We start from the raw sequence: 24,196 nt of genomic DNA on the forward strand, positions 1-24,196 counted from the left end.
ATTTTCAGGCGCCATTTGTAAAGGATGTCTGATACAAATGGAAATTGAATTTAAAGAAAAGTTAATCTCACCATGATAATACAACAAAGTTTATTGGTCAAAATGTACAAATACACATTACTGAAGATTCCTTGTGAGATGATAAATTTGTAGATATTCAAAGAGCGAACACTATTACCAATTCCGGTTTTAATCCTTCTTATTGAATTTTTATTCTAATCTTCTGAAAATTATATAAGTAAATTTTCCAATGCTGTAAATGAAAGCATTAATAAACATATAAATTCGAATTAGTAATTATCAAAAAAAATTAAATAATAAAATTATGGAAAATTTAGTTAATCAAGACAATCTTGATGATATCAAGACATTTATTGAAAGTAAAATAGCGGATGTTCCGGCTAATTATTTATTATATGGAGCAATTGGATCCTTACTTTTGTCTGCTTATCTCAAAAAAATAGGTAAAAACCAGGCGAGTTCCGTAATTGGAAAATTATCAATTCCTATAGTAGCTATTGGACTGGCTAAATATAAGGACCTTTTAAATTCAGAATTGGATTTTGAAACAGATTCTTATTCCTACAATTCCTAATAGAATTTAGGTACTTCCTGGTTTGATTTGAATGTATTTTCTTCAAACTAAACAGTAAAATTAAACTTGGAAGTACATTTTTTACTTTAACGAAATAATAAACCATTATTTCCACATACCGATTGGTATTTACCATTATATTTTTTGTAAATTTATTTACCAATTACTGCGTACTTCCATCCTTATTTTTTTGATGCCGATGATGTTGACATTCGTAGGTTCTTCCGATTTGAATGAAAGCATGTGAGCATTTCTGAAATTGAAGGCATCGGATGGGAAAAATAACATGGCAACTTATAAAAACTGAAAAATTGTTCTATGATCCAAAGCAATTTAACACGATATAAATGAAAAGAGTGGGAAAGGAAAGCCTTATAATTTATAATGATTTAATTATATTATTTTATTTTGAGACAGTCATATGAAATTAATATTAAATTAATTTGTTGTGAACTGAAATATTTAATAAAAAAAATCCTGTCTTATATGATATACATAAACTTAAAGTAGCATTGGCAGAATAGCCCTATCGATTTCTAAAGAATCAGAATTTATTTTTTGTTCAATTGGAATAAAAATATCAAAAGTCGTTCCCTTGTTCAATATACCGTTTGCAGCTATAATTCCGTTGTGATTATCCACAATTTTCTTTACTATGGTAAGCCCAATTCCGGTACCGGAATATTCATGACGATGATGTAATCTTTGAAACATTACAAATATAAGCTCATTAAATTCAGGGTCAAAACCAATTCCATTATCCTTAATACTTAAATTCCAATAATCACAATTTAATTGTTTGGAATTTAGGTTTTTTAACTTAAAATCATCCTGTTTAAGATTAGTAGATTGTATACTAATATGGGGCAATAACTCTGGATGGGCAAATTTAAGAGCATTGCTTATCAGGTTATAAATAAGCTGTCTGAACTGAAATGTAACTATGTTTATCGGTACGAGTTCAATAATATCTATTGTTGCCTTTTTTTGCTTAATAGTATCCTTTAATTCTGCTTTAACATCTTCAATTATGTTTTTCAGATCACTCATTTCGTAATTACGTCCCGAAGTACTAACACGCGAAAAAGCCAATAAATCTTCAATTAACTGTCTCATTCTGGTAGCAGCTACTTGAATACGCCCCATATTTTTCTTACCTGCTTCACTCATGTTTTTTGCTTCATTCTCCATGATTATTGAGATAAAGGTTTGAATTTTTCTCAGAGGCTCCTGCAGGTCGTGACTGGATATAAAATTGAATGCGAGTAATTCTTTATTCGCATTGAGTAATTCTACCGCCCTTTTTTCTTTTTCGTTATTTTGAAATTTGAGTTCTTCGTTTGCAATAAGCAGTGCGGCAGTCTGTATTTTTAATTTTTCAAGAATTTCTTTTTTTTCAAGACTTTCTTCAGCTTCCTTGATTCCCCGGATTACTTTTTGGGGCAAAGTCATGAGGTTGTTTTTAGAAGCAAAATCGGTTACTCCATCTTTTAAAAGCAATACAGCATTTTCTTCACCAATAGTTCCGGATACTATAATAAAAGGGATGTTAAGGCTTTTGCTTTTAAGAAGTTTAAATGCTGATACAGCATCAAATGCAGGTAATGAATAGTCAGAAAGAATGATATCCGGAAAGAAAGTTTCCAATGCCTCTTCAAACATTTTTCGAGTCTCTATAGTTTTCGATAAAAAGTTCATTCCTGATTTGTGAAGTTGCCGCAGAATTAAATCTGCATCAGAAATGTTGTCTTCCAGAATCAATATCTTAATCTTTTTCTCCATTTTGTTGGCAATTATTTAGTGGGCACATAGGGAAATTCAGCCGTTAAAGCCTGCTCTTTAAAGAGAAGGCTGGCTTAGAATCATCCAGTACATACCCATTTCTTTAATAGCATTGAAAAAATTATTACTGTCAACCGGTTTTACAATATAGCTGTTGGCACCAAGATCATAACATTTAGCAATGTCAGGATCTTCCTGAGAGGAAGTTAATATAACTGCCGGTATTGATTTTAAGTTAGGATCACTCTTCACTTTTTCGAGTACCTGCATACCGGATACCTTTGGCATCTTAAGATCTAATAGAAACAGTTTCGGGTGCTTATTTGGATTTCTGTCGGCATAAATTCCACGGCAATATATAAAATCAAGTGCTTCAGCACCATCTTTAACATGAAGCAGTTTATTTGTAAACCCACTTTTTGTCAATGCCCTTATAGTAAGTATGGCATCATCCATACTATCTTCGGCAAATAAAATTTCAACGTCGTCGTAATTCATCTTTTTGTTTTAATGATTAATATTTGGAAGTGTAAAATAGAAAGCTGCACCCTGACCTAATTTTGACTCTGCCCACACGGTGCCATGATGGCGGTTTATTATTTTTTGTACTATGGCAAGACCGATTCCGGTTCCATCAAACTCTTCTTGTGAATGCAGGCGCTGAAAGACACCAAATAATTTATCGTAATATTCCATGTCAAATCCAGCCCCGAAATCTTTCACACAATATACAATTTTATCTTTTTCAGTATAAGAGGAAATTTTTATGAGAATTTCAGGTTTATATTTTGAATATTTAATTGCGTTGGAAATAAGATTAATCCAAACTTGTTTAATTAAAGATGCGTCCCCAACAGCTGGAATAATGGGTCCAATATCAAATACCGGAATGGTGTTTCCATTTTCAGAAACAACTTCATTAATGACATCATTTACTAGAACACCCATATTTACAGGTTCGCTGGTTACTTGTTTACGTCCCAATTTACTAAAGGCAAGCAAGTCATCAATCAGCAGTCCCATTTTTCTGGAATTGTGTATTACTGCCTGTAAAATCTTTTGACCATCATCATCAATAAATTTGGCATGATCTTCAACTAAAATCTGTGTATATCCGTTAATAGCCCGTATAGGAGCCCTTAAATCATGTGAAACGGAATAAGAAAAAGCTTCGAGTTCTTCCTGCGCTTTTTTGAGTTCGCTGTTAGCAAGAAAAAGTTCTTTACCTCTTTTTTCCTGATAAGCCAATTCAGTATTCGTAATAAGAAATTCAGCGGCAGCTTTTAGCTTTTCGGCTTTTCTTTTCTCTTTTTGGATCGTTTCCAATGCTAATTTTTTATTAGCAATAATGAGTTCTGCAGCCCGCTGTTCTTTTTCTCTGTTTTGGATGGCCAATTCTTTATTGGCGATAATCAATTCAGCCGCACGCTTTTCTTTTTCCTCATTTTGAAATGCCAGTTCTTTATTGGCTATGACTAATTCTAATGCGCGATTTTCCTTTTCTGTGGCTTGTCCGGCTAATTGAAGAAATTGTTTTTTTGCTAAAGTAACATCTGTTGCAAGCTTCAATATTTTGTATGGCTTTCCGTCAATATCTAAAATAGGATTATAACTTCCGAGTAGCCATACCATTTTACCAGTTTTATTGATTCTTTCAAATTCATCTTTTTGATGGATTCCCTGCTTTAGATTATTCCAGAATAATTCATAAATTAAAGATTCAGAATAGGCTTTATCTACAAAAATACTATGATGTTTCCCCAGCAAATCGTGCAGGCTGTAACCCATAATTTTAAGGAAGTTATCATTGGCATCTAAGATATTGCCTTCAAGATCAAACTCAATTGAGGCATTTGAGACAGCAATTGCATTAATATGATTACTTAACTGCTGTTCTTTGGCTTTAAGCTGTTCGTTGACAAAATGCAGCTCGTCGGCGCGTTTTTGTTTTTCTTTATTTTGAAAAGCAAGTTCATTATTGGCAATAAGAAGTTCCAATGCCCGTTTTTCTTTTTCAGCATTTTGATATATAAGTTCCTTATTGGCTATAATAAGTTCTGCAGCGCGCTTTTCTTTTTCATCATTTTGAAAGGCAAGTTGTTTATTGGCAACAATAAGTTCCATTGCCCTTTTTTCTTTTTCTGTATTCTGAAAAATAAGTTCTTTATTGGCAATGATGAGTTCATTGGCTCGATTTTCCTTTTCCGTGTTCTGATAAAGAAGCTCTTCATTGGCAATAAAAAGTTCAGCTGCCCTTTTTTCTTTTTCTGCGTTTTGATATACGAGTTCTGTATTTGCGATAATGAGTTCAGCTGCCCTTTTCTTTTTTTCAAAATTTTGAAAAAGTAATTCCTCTTTGGCGATGTTTAGTTCTGCAGCATAATGCTCATTTTTTTCGGTATCAAATGATGCCACTTTACTGACAGTTTGTTCCTTAACCTCATTTTTTTCTGCGTTGCTCATATTGAATTAAACTTTATTATAAAAAATGGCTGGATTCACTTGTAAAACAACGATATTTTATTATTAAGTAACATGTAAAATTTACCTTAAAATAAAATATTTTGATGTATTTGAGGTAGTGAGGCGAATGTAATGAATAATCCTCAATAAAAACTTAATTTGACAAAAAACACTAATTGATCGAAATAAAAAGTAAAAGAATACATATACTATCAAATTGAACAAGAATTAGATTATAATAAATTAAAAATTACCTGTGGTATTATAAATCAGGGCTTTACTTACAGTAAATTTTCAGTAAAGACTTCAAAATTTAAAATAATATTTTATAAGTCTCATATAATTTGTATAAAAAATGTAATAACTAATGATTTTTCCGAAGTCAGAAACTTCAAACAAGCTTATAGAATATTGTCTTCTAAATGTGTTTTTTGCTGAACCTTCAAGTTAAAATAAACTATATTTGCTTCTGGTTAACAAAATCATGTATTGCCAATCCATTTCGTGTTAACCAATTAATTTTAAGCAGTAAAGATGGAAAAAATTACCGTATCAGCTACATCATTAAATCTGATTGATAATCCAATATCAAATACTAAAATAACAAAAGCCCATTTATTACCGCATCCGGAATCTCAATTAGATTCTATTGAAATGAAAGAAACGCCTCTCGCTGATTCCAGTATTCCGTATAGGGACCAGACTGATATTTCCAGTAAAAAAGCAAGTATTGCCCGAATCATTGACAAACTTGATGTTAATGCAAGTATCAGGTATCAAAAAACCATAGAAGACACCTACTGTAATGTGTACTCTTATGATTATTGCTATTTCTGCAAAGTATACCTCCCAACTGTTTGGTGGACAAACGAATCACTCGAAAAAATAATGCAGGGAGAGAAAGTTGAAGCTGTATTTGAACAAACAGTGGACCGCATTTTTTCCAGTGCCATACACGACTGGTTTTTAGAATGGGGAGCCAGTTTTGGCTGGCATAGAATGACGAGCGTTGATGAAATTCAAAATAAAGTAAATGCCAACGGCGGAATTGGAATAATTTGCGCTAAAAGAAAAATAAAAGGACTGTCTGGTCATATTGTTCCTGTTATCCCTGAAACAGAATTATACAAAGCGTATCGGGAGAATGGTAAAGTACTCTATCCTTTACAGTCTCAGGCAGGGAAGCTAAATTATAATTATTTTTCGGAAGTAAGAAAAGACTGGTGGAATGATGAATTATATTCTTCTCATGTATTCTATTACCATGACTAAATAAGACAATTAATCTGTTTGCTTGAAGTATCTGAAAAATTATTGATTATCAGCCTGTTAACGACTTGCATATAATATAATAAAAAACTACTTTTGCATCCTCAAAAAACATTTTAGCACAAATTTAAAAATAAGCTATTATCTACTTTAAATTATTGATATAAAATTGATTAATAACGACAGTATTTTATAAACTTCTTATAAGAATACTTTTATCAATCCTTCAATTCCTGTAAGTATAATTTTCTGAGAAGAATATATTTCTGTTATTTTAAAAGTAAGAAGCTTTTAATGGATTCAACAACCTAATCCATTAAACGTTTTTGAGCCTCCAATACTTAAAAGGCCAGATGTTTTACTTGCAAATAATACTTTAAAAATTAATCAATCATAAAAAAAGAAAGTAAGTATAAATGAAAGACAATCAGACAAAAAAATATTATTGGGGAATTGGATTAGAAAACGAAACCTACATGCAATTTGAAGAATCCCTAATAGTTTCTGGTGAATTTATACAAGAAAAAATCGGTTTTGAGAAATACAGCATCGATTACAGAAAATGCTATAAACCGGAAAGCCTTGCTCCTATTTTGAAAAAAGCTTTTGGATGGAATGAAAACTACAAAGTGAGCCGGATGATGAACAGTCATTCACTGGAAAAACTGGATCTTAACTACCAGCATAAAACATTATCGCCTGTAAAGGCATTTGTTGATACAGAAAACGGTGAAGTACTTGCACAACCTCTTGAAAATCCAGACTATCTTGGAAAATCCATCATGGAAATTTTTCTTGAGGATCAGCCCTACAATATTCAAAGTATGATAACGCAAAGAAACAAAACCATGGGTTCTGTACATTTTGACGGTGATTCTATTGAATTTGTTACTAAATATTTTGAAAACAGAACCATCGCTGATTCTTGCAAAGAACTAAAAGCCACGAAGAAGCTATTCCTTGATAAAATCAATGAATCGGCTTTGTTGAATGGAAAATTAAATTTTCCTGATTATAATAATGGGCTTAACATGTTTATGACCAATCAGGAAAACCTCGTTTTGTTTAATAACGGAACGTACCATTTTCACATCACTTTACCCTCCCTGACAGAAGACAGCAGAATTGTCGATTATAATCATTTCGAAAAAACCCATGCTAATGCCATTTACCTGCTGCAATGGTTTGAACCCTTTTTCATCGCCACTCTTGGCAGTCCGGATATTATGGGCGTGATAAGTGACAAATACAGTCTGGACAAAAACTTTACTTTGGGTTCAATGAGAAATGCAATGTCCCGCTATATTGGCGTTGGAACTTATAATAAAGCAATGCCAAAAGGTAAAATTTTAACGTATAATGTCGATGATTTTAGAAAATTGCTAAAATTTGAAAAAGAAGAAAACATCTGGTGGCGTGATCAGATTGAAACTGATATGGAATATGAAATGCTTTCTGAAGTAGGTCTTGATTTCAATCAGGAAAAAATGTACCAGAGCGGTTTCGAATTCAGGAGTTTTGATGAATTTCCGGCTGAATATTTAAATGATGTGCTTTTTTCCATTATTTTAATTTGTGAGCATTCCTTAAATCTGCCTGACGTGCAATGGGGTCATGACAGTGCTGTCTGGAATAACATCGTATTTAAAAGCTTAAAAATGGGCTATTTAGCTGAAATCAGCGAAACCGAAAAGAAAGAGGTTCTGGATTTACTACAAATATTAAATACTGAAGATCCAAACTATGATCAGTTACAATCAGAATTTGAAACAATTGTAATGTTAGAGGACTTTTTCTTTAAAATTCTGGCGGTTTTACATAATAAATACAAGGATAACAATGTTTGCCTGGATTCAATGTACGGACAAAAAACCAGTTCCCCTCCAAAATGGGATAACTTCAATAAATATCAGACAGAGAAACATTTACAGCAAATTGGATCTTTTTGCGATAATTAATTTGTTTTAAATTACAATGTTGGCTATTTAAACTGAAAATAATATAATCTAACACAAAGATGTTATAATACTATAATCCTACAAGGGACTTAAATTTGAGTTTATTGAAATCACTAACATATAGTAAATCAATAATTTAACTTAAAATCAATTAGATTATGGAAAGAGATAGTAACATAAATTATGGTCACAATGACCCTGATTTTAATACAGAAATAATGCAGGACAAAGAACCTGCAATTAACGAATATCTGGACAATTCATATAATGATCAGCAAAATCGCGATAATGATCCTTCTGATCCTTATTTTCAAAAGAATGCCAGTATTGCTCAGGATCTTCCTGATAATGATGATCATGATCCTGACAGAAGAACATTAGACGAGTATGATGCCAATCATGCTGAGTCGGAAGACCAACTGGATGAATTGGATGACGAAAAAATTAACCAGAATGACAAGTCTGACGAATAGAATTAAAAAACTCCATTATACCAATAATGGAGTTTTTTTTTCAATAGTGCTATTCAAATGATATAAGAGATTTAGATACGACCTATTTAAACTACAATTTTATGATTAATTGCTACTAAATCTGTAAGTTGTGTATTATATTGTATAAGATTCTAATTGCAAAATTTTATTAATTTTAAACCTCAACACCTTTATTGAAGGCAGGTAGTTATTTTAAAAAAATAAGTCAATATTCCCTTAAATAATACTTTTATGAGCGACATAGCCAAGCGTTTTCCCGAAAATCCATTATTAATGCCAAAAGATTTAAAGGCAAGTAACAGCGATTTACAAATTATAAGCCTTTTAAATCCCGGAGTTTTTGTATTTGAAAAAAAAATATGGCTGCTCGTAAGAGTAGCAGAGTCGATTACGCAAAAAGAAGGTGTTATTTTCTTTCCCGCTATGAATACCTTGGGAAAAGTAGAAATAATAGAAATACCCCTAAACGATCCAGACCTGATAGCTAATGATGCCCGGGTAATTAATTATAAAGGCCTTGATTACCTGACTACACTTTCACACCTTAGATTGCTTTGCAGTGATGACGGAATTAACTTTTACGAACCAAAGGACGACCCTCTTTTAACAGGCAGCGGTGTTTTGGAACAGTTTGGTATAGAAGATTGCAGGGTAAGCCAGATAGGCAACACCTATTACCTAACCTACACAGCAGTTTCTGAAAATGGTGTGGGTGTTGGATTACGCACTACAAAAGACTGGAAAAATTTCGAATCAAAAGGAATGATTTTTCCTCCGCATAATAAGGATTGTGCTATTTTCGAGGAATTAATAAACGGTAAATTTTATGCCCTGCATCGCCCCAGCAGCCCGGCAATTGGAGGTAATTATATCTGGATTGCCGAATCAAACGACGGTATTCATTGGGGAAATCACAAATGCATCGTCAAAATCCGTCAGGGATTGTGGGACAGTGCAAGGGTTGGTGCGGGTGCTGCTCCAATAAAAACTGAAAAAGGCTGGCTGGAAATTTATCATGGTGCAAACGCTGAAAATCAATATTGTCTTGGCGCTTTTCTAATGGATCTCGAAGATCCTTCAAAAGTAATTGCAAGAACAACAGACCCTATAATGATGCCTCAGGAAAATTATGAACTCAGCGGCTTTTTCGGATATGTGGTTTTCACTAATGGCCATGTCGTAGAAGGTGACAGGTTAACCCTGTATTATGGAGCAGCGGATGAGTTTGTATGCGGTGCCCATTTTTCTATACAAGAAATTCTGGAAGCTTTAGATTGAGAACAAAGCAGCATAAAATTAAAGCATTGATTTAGCAAATATTTTCTTCAAAAAGATTCAAAAACGAAGCGATCATTACGCTGTAAATAGCTGGCCCATGCTATAAAAACGTCAATTTTAGATTATATTTGCACGACTTATCAGCAATTCGTAGCACTCCATAAATTAAACTGTCATGGCTCAAAATTCATTTATAAAATGTCCTCAATGCAATACGAGAAATCAAAATCGTGATTATTGTATCCATTGTGGAACACTTATCAATGTTATTCTTAAACGTAAAATTGAAAGTGATCAGAAAATTCAAAAAAGGGTTGAAGAAGATAAAATTAACGGTCCAAACAAAATTGAAAGGATTCTTCAAAAAGCAGAAAATCATCCTAATAGTATCATCAGGTATGGTGTCGGTATTTTACATTCAGTCTGGACATTTTGCGCCTTGGTCATCGGAGCTTTAATTGCAGGAGTAATCGCAATAGCAGCAGGTTAACTTAAAGAATGTAACTATGCTATATAACGCAAAGCATTTAAAGTTGTTCAAGCCCATCTTTTTTATAATTTGTTTAGTGGCTGTCATAATCTATTTGCTGCAGCTCACAAATACAGCTATTCCAACATGGATTAACAATTATGTAAATGATTTTTTGTGCCTGCCTGTTGTATTGTCCATTATCACACTTTTGTTCAGAGGTCTGAAAAAAAACAAAACCTACCAAATTCCTTTAGGAGTGATTCTTTGCCTCGCTGTTTATTATTCCTTTTATTTTGAATATTACCTGCCTGCCAAAACTTTACGATATACTTCTGATCCTATTGATGTTTTTCTTTATTTTATAAGTGGATTGATTTTCTACTTATTAAATAATTATGGCAATAAATCAGTGCAGTAACAAAAAAGGATGCCGCTGCTGTCCAGGCTAATTCCATTTTCATTATAACATTTACTTACCATAATTCTGATGAAATTGATGTACTTAATTAATGAATTGCCTCTTTTGAAAATCATCTCTTTTTTCCTTTTTTATACTGATTTTTCTTAATTTTTATGAAAAAATTCATTAAACAGCTGTTAAATCTTAATAAATGTTTATTGCAGATAAAATCATAAAACGTATATTTGAGTGTATCTCTGAACATTTATAACGTGCAAGAAAAATCGAAAATACAACATTTTAAATTTCCTAAAACACCAACAGGAATTGATGGTTTAGATGAAATTACCGATGGCGGCTTCCCAAAAGGACGCCCTACATTAATATGTGGCGGTGCCGGATGCGGAAAGACATTACTATCCATGCAATTCCTTATCAAGGGCATTACAGAATTTAACGAACCCGGCGTTTTCATGTCTTTTGAAGAACCTTCGGACGATCTTACCCTGAACGTAAAATCACTTGGGTTCGACCTCGAAAAACTAAAAGGAGAGAAGAAACTGGTTGTAGATCATGTACGTGTGGAACGCTCAGAAATTGAAGAAGCCGGAGAATATGATCTTGATGGCTTATTTATCAGATTAAGCCATGCCATTGATTCCATAAAAGCGAAACGCGTGGTATTGGATACGATAGAATCCCTTTTTGCCGGTCTTGATAATCAGGGGATTCTTAGAGCAGAATTACGAAGATTATTTCACTGGCTTAAAACAAAAGGCGTTACGGCAATCATTACAGGAGAACGCGGCGAAGCCACTTTAACCCGTCAGGGTTTAGAAGAATATGTCTCAGACTGTGTAATTGTTCTGGACCACCGCGTAATAGAACAGGTTTCAACCAGAAGACTTCGAATCGTAAAATACAGGGGATCCACACATGGCACTAATGAATATCCATTTCTAATAGATGATGACGGAATCTCGGTGCTGCCCATTACCTCGTTAAAACTCAACAATGAGGTTTCATCAGATATTATTTCTACAGGAGTTCCCGGATTAAACGATATGTTTGACCGAGGGGGATTTTATCGCGGAAACAATATACTGGTATCCGGTACAGCCGGTACAGCCAAAACAACCGTGGGCTGCTATTTTGCGAATGAGCAATGCAAAAATAATGAAAAGACAATTTATTTTGCATTTGAAGAATCACCAGACCAGCTGATTAGAAATATGAAATCAATAGGCATTAGCCTGGATAAACATATTAAAAATGGTTTACTGCAAATTCATTCTTCTCGCCCGTCATTAAATGGTCTTGAAATGCATTTGCTTACCCTGAGAAAAGTAATTAGGGATTTTAAACCTACCACTATAATTATTGACCCTATCAGCAATCTTATCACAGTAGGAAGTGAACATGAAGTCCGCTCCATGCTGGTAAGGTTAATTGACATGCTCAAAGCCAATAATATTACAGCACTCTTTATCTCTTTAAACAAACAAACAGATTCTGTCAGGCCTGACCTGGCAGAAGAATCGGTTTCTTCTTTGGTTGATACCTGGATCACCGTGCGTGATATGGAAGGTATTGGAGAAAGAAACCGTGGGATTTTTATTATCAAAGCGAGAGGTATGGGACATTCTAATAAGGTCAGGGAGTTTTTAATAACCAATAAGGGAATTGAATTGTTAGATGTCGAATTAGGACCAAACGGAATCCTGACAGGTGCTGCGCGACAGTCCTATAAGTTTAAGCAAACAATTTCAGACATTAAACTCCAAAACGAAATTAGTAGAAAAGACAGGGAAATTGCCCGTAAACGAAAAGTTCTGGAAGCCAATATTGAGGCGCTTAAAAATGAATTCGACTCTGTTGAGGAAGAGTTGAGTATTCTAAAAGCAACAGAAGAATTGCAGACAAAACTGTCCTCTAAAAAAAAATAGCAGTACAATGAAAAAAGAAATTGTAGCCGAATGGCAATTGCTGCTGTATATAGCAGGTCAGACACCAAAATCGATTAAGGCTCTTGAAAATATAAAAAAATATGCCGAACAACACTTAAAAGGTAAATACAGCATTGAAATTATAGATTTGCTCAAAAGCCCACAATTAGCAGAGGGAGATCAAATTTTAGCCGTACCAACATTGGTACGAAAGTTTCCTGAACCCATTCGTAAAATAATAGGCGATCTTTCTAATGAAGAAAGAGTGCTTGTAGGACTTAATATTAAACCCTATAATCTAATCGCATAAAAATGAAAGATTCATCTGATGGCTCAAGCACAACCAAACATAAATTTACCCTTTTTGTTTCAGGTATGTCTGTAAAATCGGGACATGCCATTGAAAATTTACGCAAAATTTGCGACACTTTTCTGGCGAATAATTATGAGGTAGAGATTATAGATATCAGTCGTGATAAAGAGCAGGCACTGGTACATCAAATTGTAGCCATACCAACATTAATCAGGACATATCCTGCTCCGAGAAGGATCATTTTGGGTGATTTATCCGACAAGGAAAAGGTACTTAACATACTAAATATAAGCGAATAATTTTGAAGGGCAGCAATAAAAATATAGACGTACTACTGGCAGAAATTGTCGCATTAAAACAAGAGCTTTTTGAATCAAATAGCATTGTAAATGCTATAAAACAAGGAGATGTCGATGCACTTGTAGTACAAAAAAATGGAGTTCCACAGCTTTATTCGCTGGAAACTGCCGACTATACCTATAGGTTGCTTATCGAAAAGTTTAAACAAGGCGCTTTAAGTATTTCAAACAAAGGGCTTATACTATATTGTAATGACTATTTTGCGAAATTAACAGGCTTACCTTCTCAGGTAATTATCGGAACCTATCTTAATGAATATTTTGATAATCCAACACAGTTTGTCCAGGTGACTGAGGCTTTAAAATATGGTATTACAACACATGAAATCCTAATTAAATCTAATAAAAACACAAAAAAATTTCCCGCACACATTTCATTAACCGACCTTACTCCAGCTGTTGAAGCCATCGGAATTGTCATTACCGACCTGACTGAAAAGAAAAAACATGAAGAGGCACTGTTTCGCCATCATCATGAACTCGAGGATAAAATCAATGAATTGAACCGGACCAACAATAATCTTAAGGAATTCATTCACGTTATATCACATGATCTTAAGGAGCCTCTTCGTAAAATCGTCATGCATGGCGATAAAATAGACGGAACTTACCTTTCAGAAATGGATGCCAGGTCTATGAATGTCATGAAATTGTCTGCCCTGCGCTTAAATTCCCTTATAGATGACCTTGTACAGTATTCGTCGCATACCGCACAGGAAGAACATACCGAAGTAGATCTGGCAGCGATTATTTCTGAAGTTATGGAAGACCTCGAAATCATAATCAGCGATAAAAAAGCTACTATCCAGATAGCAAAACTACCGGTAATAAAAGCATCCAGGGTACAGATGCGCCAGCTTTTTGCCAATCTGGTCTCCAACGCTATTAAATACAGCAAGTCGGATGCAACACCCGTAATTCAAATTTCCCAGGCAGGTGATTTATGTACCGCATTACCCAATCAATATACTAAATTTGTAAAGATTCAGATCAAGGACAACGGTATCGGAATGGAGTCCAGCCACCTGCTTAAAATATTTACGATTTTTCAGCGCCTGCATGCCAAAAACGAGTATTCAGGAAACGGTATCGGACTGGCGATCTGTAAAAAAATAATGGAAAACCATTCCGGAAACATTACGGTCGAAAGTACGCTCAACGAGGGCACAACATTTAATCTTTACTTCCCCCTCTAATGGCAGAAAAATACAACCTCCATATTATTATCGCCGAAGACGACAACGATGACGCTGATGTGATCTTTGAAACCTTTACCAAAAACCCTAATTTCGGGAAAGTCAGTCTGGTACCCAATGGCGAGGAGCTTTTGAACTACCTCAAAGATACTGCCAACGAAAACCCTGACGTAATCCTGACCGACATCAACATGCCTATCCTGGACGGTATCGAAGCAATGCAGGAAATCCTGAATACTACCGAATTAAAAAACATTCCCTGTTTTGTCTATTCCACCAGCATCAATCCTTCCTATAAAGAAAAATGCGATGTACTGGGTGTCAAAGCCTACCTCATCAAACCCTACTCTTTCGAGGCTTTCGAAGAAATTCCAAAGAAGATTTTGAGTATTATTGAATCGTAGTTTCTAATATTTATAAGGAGCTTATTCCTGCTGTCCGCTGTATCTTTTATGCCGAACCCCGGCACAAAAGGATGCCGCTCCCATCAGGACTAGGACTCCAGGTTTCAAAAGAATTGTATCTTTGTTAAAACTTTATTTTTTAGGAAGATAAATCCAAAAGGTGGTTCCTACTCCCGGTTTACTTGTAAAGCTGATAATCCCGTTATGATTTTCGATAATGCGTCGGCACAGGGCAAGACCTATTCCGTTTCCTCCGTATTGGTTTCTTTCGTGGAGTCTTTGAAACATATCAAATATTCGTCCGGAATATTGGCTGTCCATTCCAATACCATTATCCGCAATAGAGATAATATGGTAGTCATCGGATGCTGCCATTTGATTGTTATCTTCGGGCCTCTTAATGGCAGAGATCGTTACCAAAGGAAGAGAAGTATTGAATTTAAGAGCATTATTTACTAAATTATAAAACAATTGCCGCAACTGTGTATGAAGGCCTGACACTTTTGGCAGAGATTCAATTTCAAGCTCAGCACTTTTTTCTTCAATGACAAGACTTAAATCACCTAAAATTTCGGAAATGATGTCATTAAGGTTTACTTCTTCAAATTGCTGTACTTTATTTTCTATCCTTGAATAGTCCAGAACGTCTGTAATTAAAGTCGATAATCGCATTGCAGCTGATCCAATGCGGTCAAAATAATATTCTTTTTTTTGATCTTCAGATAAATGCTGTCCGGCACGTGAAATCATAATCATAATTTTACGAAGCGGCTCCTGGAGATCGTGACTCGCAATGTAGGCAAATTGTTCTAATTCTTTATTTTTGAAAACCAGTTTAGAGTTGGCGCTTTCTAATTCGCCCTGAATCATTTTCAGCTCCGTATTATCCCTTAATGTTTCCACAATCAATTTTTGGGCATTGATATCCACAAAATAAACCAGCCAGCTGTTAAAAGTACCATCTTCAGCTTTATTCGGAATAATAGTAACCTGATGCCATACATAAGCAGAATAACTGCTAATTCTTATTTCACCTGAAAAAGCAGAGCGGTTTGCTTTTGCTTTGTCCCAGCCTTCTAAAATTACTTCAATATCATCAGGATGAACAAAATTTATCAAATTTTTTCTTTCTAAAGTCGGGGGCGGTACTTTTAAATAATGTAATAATGACTCATTATAAAGTAATACCTTATTACGTTCGTTGACCTCACAAATTAAAATCGGTATCGTGTTGGCTAATTTTCTGTATCGGTTTTCACTTTCTGTCAATTTTTCAGAAAGTGCAATCAGTTCAATATTTTTCTTCCTGATTTCATCATACGGAGACAAAGGCGGCTCGTATTTAAAATAATCAATAAGCGATTTTATTTTCGTTTCAGACAAAAGTCCGGGCGATGCTACCGGCTGGCTAATTTTTGTAGTTGATTGTTTGCCATAATAGCTGTACTCGATATCCCCGGAGATTTTAGAAGCATAATTAAAAGCTTCAGGACTGCAGGTTTTTAAATCTACAGCATCTGTAATAATGGCTACAATTTCTTTTTGCGTTGCTTTTATGCTGTTGATATAAAGCACGAGCAGAGAGTCTTTTCCTTTTGCAATTGAACATCGTGCGATTTCAGATACAGCCGTTGAAAACCGGGTCTGAAAAGAGGAAGGCATACCGCACATTTCAGCAATTTTCATGGATCGCTTATGGGCCAGTATCAGGTCCATTTCGTTATCAAGGTTTATTTTTATAATTTCCTTCATGCTTCCTTACATTATTTTGCCTACCAGAATGGAAGCGTCATCAGTTCCTCTTAAATTTTCCTTATATAACGCAGAAGCTATAATACCCGGATGTTGTTTAAAAATTGATGTCATGTCATTTAGGTTCCATCTGGTACGTAATCCGTCACTGTGCATCACAATAATCTGATGTTTCTTGTACGGGACAGTTGTAGCATTTAAAGTACGTGGAATATTATGGCCTATGATTCCGTTGTATGGCGTATAGGTTTTATTTTCCATGCCATCATAAATGCGGGTACTAATATTACCAACACCGCAGATTTTCCAAACCTCCGAATTAAAATCTACTACAGCTATCGTTGCTACCAGTCCCCTGCTCTTTTTTACTTTGGTATGGATATCCCTGATAATTTCTGATGGCTCCACCTCTATTGACTGCTTAAAGGCTTTAATAGCAAGCTGTACGGCTTCGTTTGCATTTTCTCCATGTCCCAGCCCATCTCCAAAAAATATCTGAAAACCCCTTTTAGAAATTTTAATATGATATCCGTCACCACAAGTCGTTTCGCCCGGATAATTAACCGCAATGGCAGAGTAATTCAAACCGCTTTGTAAAGCAGGTAAAACAAAATCGGCTTTTTCGTAAATCTTAATATATTGCACGCAGCCCCAGTTTTTCATGGAGTATATCTGGAAATCATTACTCAGTCTTTTAATAGAGCCCAATCCATGTCCAAGGGTATTCGAAGAGGAATACCCATCATTCATTATTTTCGAAAGGTTTTCAAAACCTACGCCTTTATCCAGGCAGTACATTTCGATCACATTATGTTCATCTTCCAGGTTTGCCCTGTACAAAAGCTCCCCACCATTGGCATATTTAATAAGGTTAGAAGTCAATTCGGCAACAATAATATCTGTTTCTGCTGCTCTGTGTGGTGTAAAACCTATATGAAGTGCCAGGTTATGTATTTCTCTCTTTATAAACGCAATCAGGCTTCGATCGTCAATTTTATAGCTGGAAAACGTATTATCCATTTTTCCATTTTGTTATAGTCACGGTAGTACCGTTTCCTGGTTCTGATTTAATGTCAAATTCATTGACAAGTCTTTTGGTTCCGGGTAGCCCCAGACCTAAGCTTTTTCCTGTGCTGTATCCGTCTTTCATTGCCAGACTTATGTCTACTATTCCGGGGCCGTTATCAATAAAAGTTACACGCACGCCATTATCACGGCCATTGGTGACCGATTCTATGATGACTTTGCCACCACCGCCATATTTCAGGAGATTACGAACAAGTTCGCTGGTTGCTGTAATTAATTTGGTCTGATTCAAAATGCTCATACCAATCTTAACACCATACTCCTTTACACGATTGCGTAAAGGCACCACATCCTGTTCTCTTACGATGAATGCTTCTTCTTTGTTATTCGTTATCGTCGTCATATTCCTGCTCTTCATTATTGCCAATATGCATTTTTGAGCGCAATAGATCCATGCCTTTCTCAACATTAAGGGCACTTATGACTCCGTTTAAGGATAATCCAAGTTCAACAAGCGTAATGGCCACTGCGGGCTGCATTCCTACAACCACCGTTTGTGCGTCCATTATTTTAGACATCACCGCAATATTTCCTAAAATACGTCCCATGAAGGAATCGATTATAGAAACGGCCGAAATATCAATTAATACGCCTTTGGAGCTATGTTTACTGATAGTATTAATCAAATCCGACTCAAGATTTTCTGCCAGCTGGTCGTATAAATCTACTTGTATGGTTACAAGCAGAAAATCTCCCATTTTCAGTATAGGAATTCTTTCCATATTAAAGTATAAAAAATCTTAAACTATTTTTCTTTTCACGACAGTAAGCGACAACATATCAAATGCGGTCTTAAGTGCACTTGCCAATGATGCTTTTGTAATGATACCTGTCAGGTCTATTCCTAAATGCACTACAGTCTGTGCGATTTCTGGACGAATACCGCTAATAATACACTCTGCTCCCATTAAACGTGTTGCACTAACCGTTTTAATAAGATGCTGTGCTACCAATGAATCTACTGCCGGAACACCAGAAATATCAAGGATTGCTATAGAACTTCCTGTATCTACAATCTGCTGTAACAGGTTTTCCATTACAATTTGTGTTCTGGAACTGTCTAAAGTACCAATGATTGGCAAGGCAACGATACCTTCCCAAACGGTGATAACCGGAGTTGAAATTTCGCTGATTTCATCTACCTGTCTTGATATTACATCTTCTCGTCCTCTCATGAAGGCCTCAAAAGTCAGAATGGTCATGTTGTCCAAAATAGCATTTAGCTGTAAATTGGCCTGATACAATTGTTCTGAATCTTTTATAAGTCCAGATAGGATTTGTGATGCTGCATGTTTAAAAGTGGTTAGGTATTGTGCATTTTCTCTTGGTGAAAAACCGCGTTTTCCTCTTGAAGATGAAATACCTACAATAAGATCCTCTACTTTTATAAATTCCGGAGAATCCTGAAATTCACCTTGTAATGTTTTTAATGCGCTTAAAAAAAGCGATGCAAATTCTTTTGACTCTTCCTCTTCTACTGCCCCGTCATCAGATCCACTTTCGGTAAGAAGCTGAGACCATATTTGTAATAATTTATTTTCGTGCTCTTTTAAGCCACCCAGAAAGTTGTTGTGCATTTGGTTTTATATTTATATTTCAATAACAAATATAGAATAATAAAAAATAATCAATTGAGAAAACATTGTTAAATTGAAAAGATATGAGCTACTGAAAAATCAGTAATAATGTCATTTTTTTTTCAAGAAAAACCTTTAATATCCTGAACGATAAACTAAAAAAAAGACTCACAATCTTACATATTGGTTTCGAAATTTGTTTTATCGCTTTTTTAATTCATGTATTAATCAGGCACTATCCAGGCTTTATCCATGCCTTTGCCTGACGTAAATCAATAATAAATAACTGCCTGTTACGGAGAACCTTTTTTTGACATCCTTTTCAAAAGTTTTCAATAAAATAAACCGGAATTAATTTGCATATATGACCAATCGGTCATATATTTGCAGGGTAAAATAAAACCACCATGACAAAGGGAGAAGAAACCAGACAATTCATCATAGAAAAAGCGGCACCCATTTTTAATGTAAAAGGTATTGCAGCAACCGCTATGAGCGATATTATGGAGGCTACAAAACTCTCTAAAGGCAGCATGTATGTCCATTTTGAAAATAAAGAAGTACTGGCCTGCGCAGCAGTAGATCATAATATGAAACTACTGGGCAACAAACTCCAGTCAGCAATCAGCAAAGCCAAAACCGCAAAAGGAGAAATACTGGCATTTATTGATTTTTTTAATAATCCATTAAATCCGCCGGTTACGGGAGGTTGTCCCCTATTGAATTTCGGAACAGAAGCCGATGACACCAACCCCATCGTAAAAGAAAAAGTAAATGGCGGTATCAAATTTACCCAGCAAATTGTAGAAAATAGCATCAACAAAGGAATCACCAACGGCGAATTTAAACCGGACTGGAACGCATCCGAATTTGCTGTCATTGTTTTTGCAATGCTCGAAGGCGGAAATTTAATTGCAAGAACATCCGGAAATAACGATAAAATGAATATCATCATCAAAACACTAAAAGCCATAATAGAAGAAAATTCCATTTAGTTTTTTTTTACTTAAAATATGACCGAAAGGTCATTTATAAAGCTGCTACAAATAAAAATTTTAAACACATAGAATCATAGATTTTGTAAACTCAAAATAGGCGTTTCACTCATTTAAAAAACACATAGCTATGTGTGAGAAACTAGTTTCTTTCCACATCCCTTTTAATCAAATCAAGCTATGTTTTCTATGTGTTTAAATATTCACAAAGTAATTTACCATCAAAAATTATCAATTATCAATTATCAATTATCAATTATCAATTATCAATTATCAATTATCAACAATTAACAATTCACCATTATGAAAACAGTTTTAATTACAGGAGCATCAAAAGGATTTGGGAAAGCCTGGACAGCAGCATTATTAGCAAAAGGATATCAGGTAGCCGCAGCAGCCAGAAATATCGATTCACTAAACGATTTAAAAGCAAAATACGGCGATGCGATTTTCCCTATAGCCTTAGACGTCAACAAGCGTGATGATTCGTTCGCTGTGGCAGAGAAAGTACAACAGCATTTCGGGAAAATTGATATCCTGATCAACAATGCGGGTTATGCTTTAAATGGTGCGGTAGAAGAAGCGAGCGAAACAGAAGCAAGAGCGCAATTTGAAACCAATTTCTTTGGAACGCTTTGGTTAACTCAGGCGGTTTTACCGATTATGAGAAAACAACAAAGCGGACATATCATTCAGGTTTCTTCTGTGTTAGGAATTACCACTTTACCCTTACTCGGATTATACAATGCGACTAAATTTGCCGTTGAAGGTCTTACAGAAACCCTGGCTTCAGAGGTAAAACAATTCGGAATCAAGGTGACTTTGGTGGAACCAAACGGTTATGTTACCGATATCTGGGGCAACAGTTTCAACAGCGAAAGCATCAACGCGTATGACGGAATCAAAAAAGCGGTTGCAGAAGGACATAATCCTGACCATTTCGGAAAAATCGAAGCTACAGTTCCCGCCATCATCAAACTGGTAGAAGCCGAAAACCCACCTCTACGCCTGTTTTTAGGAAAAGTGGCTCTGCCATTTGCCAAACAAACGTACGAACAAAAACTAGCTACCTGGGAAGAATGGGCTGATGTTTCTGTTGCAGCGCATGGGTAATTTTTTATTTTAAGTTACTGAAAAAACGAGATTATTTCTATTTGAAGTAATCTCGTTTTTTTATTAGAAGCTGTTTCCTGCTGTCCGCTATATCTTTTATGCTGAACCCTCAAACAAAAGGATGCCGCTTTCATAGGGCTGGGGCTCGTTTTCAAAAATTTCTAATATCATCAATTTCAATCATTTTAAGTTTTAGTGACTACAAAGAATTTTTAATGGGAAAAATATTTAGAATGTATAATATCATGAAATAAAGGAAAACCATAAGTTCAATTTAAAACTAAAGTCTATTTTTACAAACAAGACTAATATATAAAATAGATTTAGTTTAACAACTTTTAAATTTATTAGTTTTACATCAACAATAATAAACTACAAGAATAACATAATAATTAATGAATACAGCAGTACACAATAAATTAGTTTCTTTTATTTGGTCAATAGCAGACGACTGTTTGCGAGATGTTTACGTTCGGGGAAAATACCGGGATGTAATTTTACCTATGGTTGTCCTTCGAAGATTGGATGCCTTATTAGAACCAACAAAAGAAGCAGTTTTAGAAGAATTGGCATTCCAACGCGATGAAGCAGGTTTTACTGAGTGGGATGAAAATGGATTATGTGCTGCTTCGAACTATGTATTTTACAATACGAGTGAGTGGACTTTACAGCGCTTACACAATACAGCAACCAACAGTCAGCAATTATTGCAAGCTAATTTTGAAGATTACTTAAACGGTTTTAGCAATAATGTAAAGGAAATTATTGAGAAGTTTAAACTCAAAAGCCAAATTAGACACATGGCTGCCAAAGATGTCTTATTGGATGTATTGGAAAAATTTACTTCTCCAGATATCAATTTAACACCTTTTGAAAAATTAGATAGCAATGGCAGAAAATTACCTGCTTTATCCAATTTGGGAATGGGTTATGTATTTGAAGAATTAATCCGAAAGTTTAATGAAGATAATAACGAAGAAGCTGGAGAACACTTTACCCCTCGTGAAGTAATCGACTTAATGACTCACATTATTTTTGACCCGATTAAGAATAATCTACCTCCGGTTATGACCATTTACGATCCTGCTTGTGGTAGTGGCGGTATGTTGACTGAATCTCAAAATTTCATTGTAGATCCGGAAGGAGAAATCAAAGCCATTAATTCGGATGTGTATTTGTATGGAAAGGAAATCAATGATGAAACTTACGCTATTTGCAAATCGGATATGATGATTAAGGGGAATAATCCCGAAAATATCCGTGTGGGTTCGACACTTTCTACAGATGAATTTAGAGGAACTACTTTCGATTTTATGTTGTCCAATCCACCTTATGGAAAATCATGGGCAAGTGAGCAAAAATATATCAAGGACGGAAAAGATGTTATCGATTCCCGTTTTCAGATAAAATTGAAAAACTATTGGGGCATTGAAGAAGATGCCGATGCCATTCCGCGTTCCTCAGATGGACAATTATTGTTTTTGATGGAAATGGTTAGCAAAATGAAACCACTATCTCAAAGTCCAACAGGAACGAGAATTGCTTCCGTACATAACGGAAGCAGTTTATTTACGGGTGATGCTGGCGGAGGCGAAAGCAATATTCGTCGTTACATTATCGAAAATGACTGGCTCGAAGCGATTGTACAATTACCCAACAACTTATTTTACAATACAGGAATTACGACTTATATCTGGATTTTAAGCAACAACAAAACTGCCAATAGAAAAGGCAAAGTACAACTAATTGATGCCGGACAATTATACCGCAAACTTCGCAAGAATCTAGGAAACAAAAACTGTGAATTTGCACCAGAACATATTACCGAAATAGTAAAAACCTATACTGCTTTACTCCCTATTGAACGCAAAAAAGACAATGAAATTGCTTCAAAAGTATTCGATAATAGTGATTTTGGCTATCACAAAGTGACTATTGAAAGACCGAAACGTTTAAAAGCACAATTTACAAAAGAAAAAATCGAGGAACTCCGATACGACAAATCGCTAAAAGAAGCAATGGTTTATGCTTATCAAACCTATGGCGAAGAAGTTTATAACGATATTGCAAAACATAAAAAAGAGCTTATACAGTGGACAGAAAAACAAGAACTTAATTTAAACAGCAAACAAGAAACTGCTCTGACTAGTAAAACGCTTTGGGAAAAGCAGAAGTTTTTGTTGGACAATGGTTTGCTATTACTGCAAAAAACAGGAACAAAAGAATTCACCGATTTTAATAAATTTCGTTCTCAGGTTGATGATATAATTAAATCTGAAAAAATAAAGCTTTCTGCTTCAGAGAAAAATGCCATACTTAATGCGGTAAGCTGGTACGATGCTGATGCTGAAAAAGTGGTAAAAGGAATTGTAAAGCTTTCTGGAGATAAACTAAAAAAGGTTTTAGAGCACTTGCATTGTACAGAAAGTAAATTGCCAAATTACGGTTATTTTACAACTGCTAAAAAAGGCGAATACATCACTTATGAAACCGAAAGCGACTTACGTGACACTGAAAACATTCCGCTAAAAGAAGATATTTATACGTACTTTTTACGAGAAGTAAAACCACATGTAGCCGAAGCATGGATAAACCTGGATGCTACTAAAATTGGTTATGAAATAAGTTTTAACAAATATTTCTACCAACATAAACCTTTGCGTGCCATCAGTGATGTTACGGTAGATATTTTAGCTCTGGAAAAAGAAAGCGACGGATTGATTGCTGAAATTTTAAATCTTTAA

General features: G+C 35.0%; 23 protein-coding genes. 15 read left to right on the forward strand and 8 right to left on the reverse strand.

The window, feature by feature from the left end; all coding sequences use genetic code 11:
• The first annotated feature begins 325 nt into the window (after window positions 1-325).
• Window positions 326-595 (forward strand): hypothetical protein, encoded by a 270-nt coding sequence (locus ABI657_RS00150; protein ID WP_348095202.1) that lies wholly within the window; start codon window positions 326-328, stop codon window positions 593-595.
• Window positions 596-1,096: 501 nt separating this feature from the next.
• Here the strand turns inward: ABI657_RS00150 and ABI657_RS00155 are convergent.
• From ABI657_RS00155 to ABI657_RS00165, 3 genes are read right to left on the reverse strand one after another with little or no spacing between them, the layout of a single operon-like run.
• Window positions 1,097-2,377 carry an ATP-binding protein gene (locus tag ABI657_RS00155; protein WP_348095203.1) on the reverse strand — a complete coding sequence of 427 codons (1,281 nt, stop codon included), beginning with the start codon at window positions 2,375-2,377 and terminating at the stop codon, window positions 1,097-1,099.
• A 57-nt stretch (window positions 2,378-2,434) separates the two neighbouring features.
• On the reverse strand, window positions 2,435-2,875 hold the full coding sequence (locus ABI657_RS00160) for a response regulator (protein ID WP_348095204.1): 441 nt from the start codon (window positions 2,873-2,875) through the stop codon (window positions 2,435-2,437).
• 9 nt (window positions 2,876-2,884) lie between these two features.
• On the reverse strand, window positions 2,885-4,840 hold the full coding sequence (locus tag ABI657_RS00165) for an ATP-binding protein (RefSeq protein ID WP_348095205.1): 1,956 nt from the start codon (window positions 4,838-4,840) through the stop codon (window positions 2,885-2,887).
• 534 nt (window positions 4,841-5,374) lie between these two features.
• On the opposite strand from ABI657_RS00165, the gene ABI657_RS00170 reads away from it, so the two are divergent.
• The 11 genes from ABI657_RS00170 (at window position 5,375) to ABI657_RS00220 (ending at window position 14,929) form a co-directional block, all read left to right on the forward strand.
• A complete protein-coding gene (locus tag ABI657_RS00170) occupies window positions 5,375-6,112 on the forward strand; it encodes a hypothetical protein (RefSeq protein ID WP_348095206.1) in 738 nt (245 codons plus the stop codon).
• Between the two features lie 413 nt (window positions 6,113-6,525).
• Window positions 6,526-8,067 carry a hypothetical protein gene (locus ABI657_RS00175; RefSeq protein WP_348095207.1) on the forward strand — a complete coding sequence of 514 codons (1,542 nt, stop codon included), beginning with the start codon at window positions 6,526-6,528 and terminating at the stop codon, window positions 8,065-8,067.
• A gap of 158 nt (window positions 8,068-8,225) precedes the next feature.
• Window positions 8,226-8,540 (forward strand): hypothetical protein, encoded by a 315-nt coding sequence (locus tag ABI657_RS00180; protein ID WP_348095208.1) that lies wholly within the window; start codon window positions 8,226-8,228, stop codon window positions 8,538-8,540.
• A 252-nt stretch (window positions 8,541-8,792) separates the two neighbouring features.
• A complete protein-coding gene (locus ABI657_RS00185; RefSeq protein WP_348095209.1) occupies window positions 8,793-9,839 on the forward strand; it encodes a glycoside hydrolase family 130 protein in 1,047 nt (348 codons plus the stop codon).
• Between the two features lie 175 nt (window positions 9,840-10,014).
• Window positions 10,015-10,329 (forward strand): hypothetical protein, encoded by a 315-nt coding sequence (locus ABI657_RS00190; protein WP_348095210.1) that lies wholly within the window; start codon window positions 10,015-10,017, stop codon window positions 10,327-10,329.
• A 76-nt stretch (window positions 10,330-10,405) separates the two neighbouring features.
• Window positions 10,406-10,729, forward strand: coding sequence for a hypothetical protein (locus tag ABI657_RS00195; RefSeq protein WP_348095211.1), 324 nt, complete (start codon window positions 10,406-10,408; stop codon window positions 10,727-10,729).
• A gap of 254 nt (window positions 10,730-10,983) precedes the next feature.
• Window positions 10,984-12,657 (forward strand): circadian clock protein KaiC, encoded by a 1,674-nt coding sequence (gene kaiC / locus ABI657_RS00200; protein ID WP_348095212.1) that lies wholly within the window; start codon window positions 10,984-10,986, stop codon window positions 12,655-12,657.
• A 7-nt stretch (window positions 12,658-12,664) separates the two neighbouring features.
• Window positions 12,665-12,967: a circadian clock KaiB family protein gene (locus ABI657_RS00205; RefSeq protein ID WP_348095213.1), complete on the forward strand. Its 303-nt coding sequence runs from the start codon at window positions 12,665-12,667 to the stop codon at window positions 12,965-12,967.
• Between the two features lie 2 nt (window positions 12,968-12,969).
• On the forward strand, window positions 12,970-13,269 hold the full coding sequence (locus ABI657_RS00210; RefSeq protein WP_348095214.1) for a circadian clock KaiB family protein: 300 nt from the start codon (window positions 12,970-12,972) through the stop codon (window positions 13,267-13,269).
• Between the two features lie 2 nt (window positions 13,270-13,271).
• Window positions 13,272-14,525 (forward strand): ATP-binding protein, encoded by a 1,254-nt coding sequence (locus ABI657_RS00215; protein ID WP_348095215.1) that lies wholly within the window; start codon window positions 13,272-13,274, stop codon window positions 14,523-14,525.
• On the forward strand, window positions 14,525-14,929 hold the full coding sequence (locus ABI657_RS00220) for a response regulator (RefSeq protein ID WP_348095216.1): 405 nt from the start codon (window positions 14,525-14,527) through the stop codon (window positions 14,927-14,929). Before ABI657_RS00215 ends, ABI657_RS00220 begins: the two co-directional genes overlap by 1 nt.
• Before the next feature lie 132 nt (window positions 14,930-15,061).
• On the opposite strand, the gene ABI657_RS00225 is transcribed toward ABI657_RS00220, so the two are convergent.
• Genes ABI657_RS00225 through ABI657_RS00245 form a run of 5 tightly spaced genes read right to left on the reverse strand, consistent with a single transcriptional unit; the run spans window position 15,062 to window position 19,344 of the window.
• Window positions 15,062-16,681: an ATP-binding protein gene (locus ABI657_RS00225; RefSeq protein ID WP_348095217.1), complete on the reverse strand. Its 1,620-nt coding sequence runs from the start codon at window positions 16,679-16,681 to the stop codon at window positions 15,062-15,064.
• Window positions 16,682-16,687: 6 nt separating this feature from the next.
• A complete protein-coding gene (locus tag ABI657_RS00230; protein WP_348095218.1) occupies window positions 16,688-17,701 on the reverse strand; it encodes a SpoIIE family protein phosphatase in 1,014 nt (337 codons plus the stop codon).
• Window positions 17,694-18,110: an anti-sigma regulatory factor gene (locus ABI657_RS00235; protein WP_348095219.1), complete on the reverse strand. Its 417-nt coding sequence runs from the start codon at window positions 18,108-18,110 to the stop codon at window positions 17,694-17,696. The genes ABI657_RS00230 and ABI657_RS00235 overlap by 8 nt, the downstream gene beginning before the upstream one ends.
• On the reverse strand, window positions 18,091-18,489 hold the full coding sequence (locus ABI657_RS00240; RefSeq protein WP_348095220.1) for an STAS domain-containing protein: 399 nt from the start codon (window positions 18,487-18,489) through the stop codon (window positions 18,091-18,093). Before ABI657_RS00240 ends, ABI657_RS00235 begins: the two co-directional genes overlap by 20 nt.
• Window positions 18,490-18,507: 18 nt before the next feature.
• On the reverse strand, window positions 18,508-19,344 hold the full coding sequence (locus tag ABI657_RS00245; protein WP_348095221.1) for an STAS domain-containing protein: 837 nt from the start codon (window positions 19,342-19,344) through the stop codon (window positions 18,508-18,510).
• Between the two features lie 407 nt (window positions 19,345-19,751).
• Here ABI657_RS00245 and ABI657_RS00250 point away from each other — a divergent pair, with 407 nt between their 5' ends.
• The 3 genes from ABI657_RS00250 (at window position 19,752) to ABI657_RS00260 (ending at window position 24,196) form a co-directional block, all read left to right on the forward strand.
• Window positions 19,752-20,339, forward strand: a complete 588-nt coding sequence (locus ABI657_RS00250; RefSeq protein ID WP_348095222.1) for a TetR/AcrR family transcriptional regulator — start codon at window positions 19,752-19,754, stop codon at window positions 20,337-20,339.
• 303 nt (window positions 20,340-20,642) lie between these two features.
• Window positions 20,643-21,452, forward strand: a complete 810-nt coding sequence (locus tag ABI657_RS00255) for an SDR family NAD(P)-dependent oxidoreductase (RefSeq protein WP_348095223.1) — start codon at window positions 20,643-20,645, stop codon at window positions 21,450-21,452.
• A 395-nt stretch (window positions 21,453-21,847) separates the two neighbouring features.
• The gene (locus ABI657_RS00260; RefSeq protein WP_348095224.1) at window positions 21,848-24,196 is read left to right on the forward strand and encodes a class I SAM-dependent DNA methyltransferase; all 2,349 of its coding nucleotides are present in this window, start codon (window positions 21,848-21,850) and stop codon (window positions 24,194-24,196) included.

The organism is Flavobacterium sp., assembly GCF_039930565.1.
Classification (GTDB): Bacteria; Bacteroidota; Bacteroidia; order Flavobacteriales; family Flavobacteriaceae; genus Flavobacterium.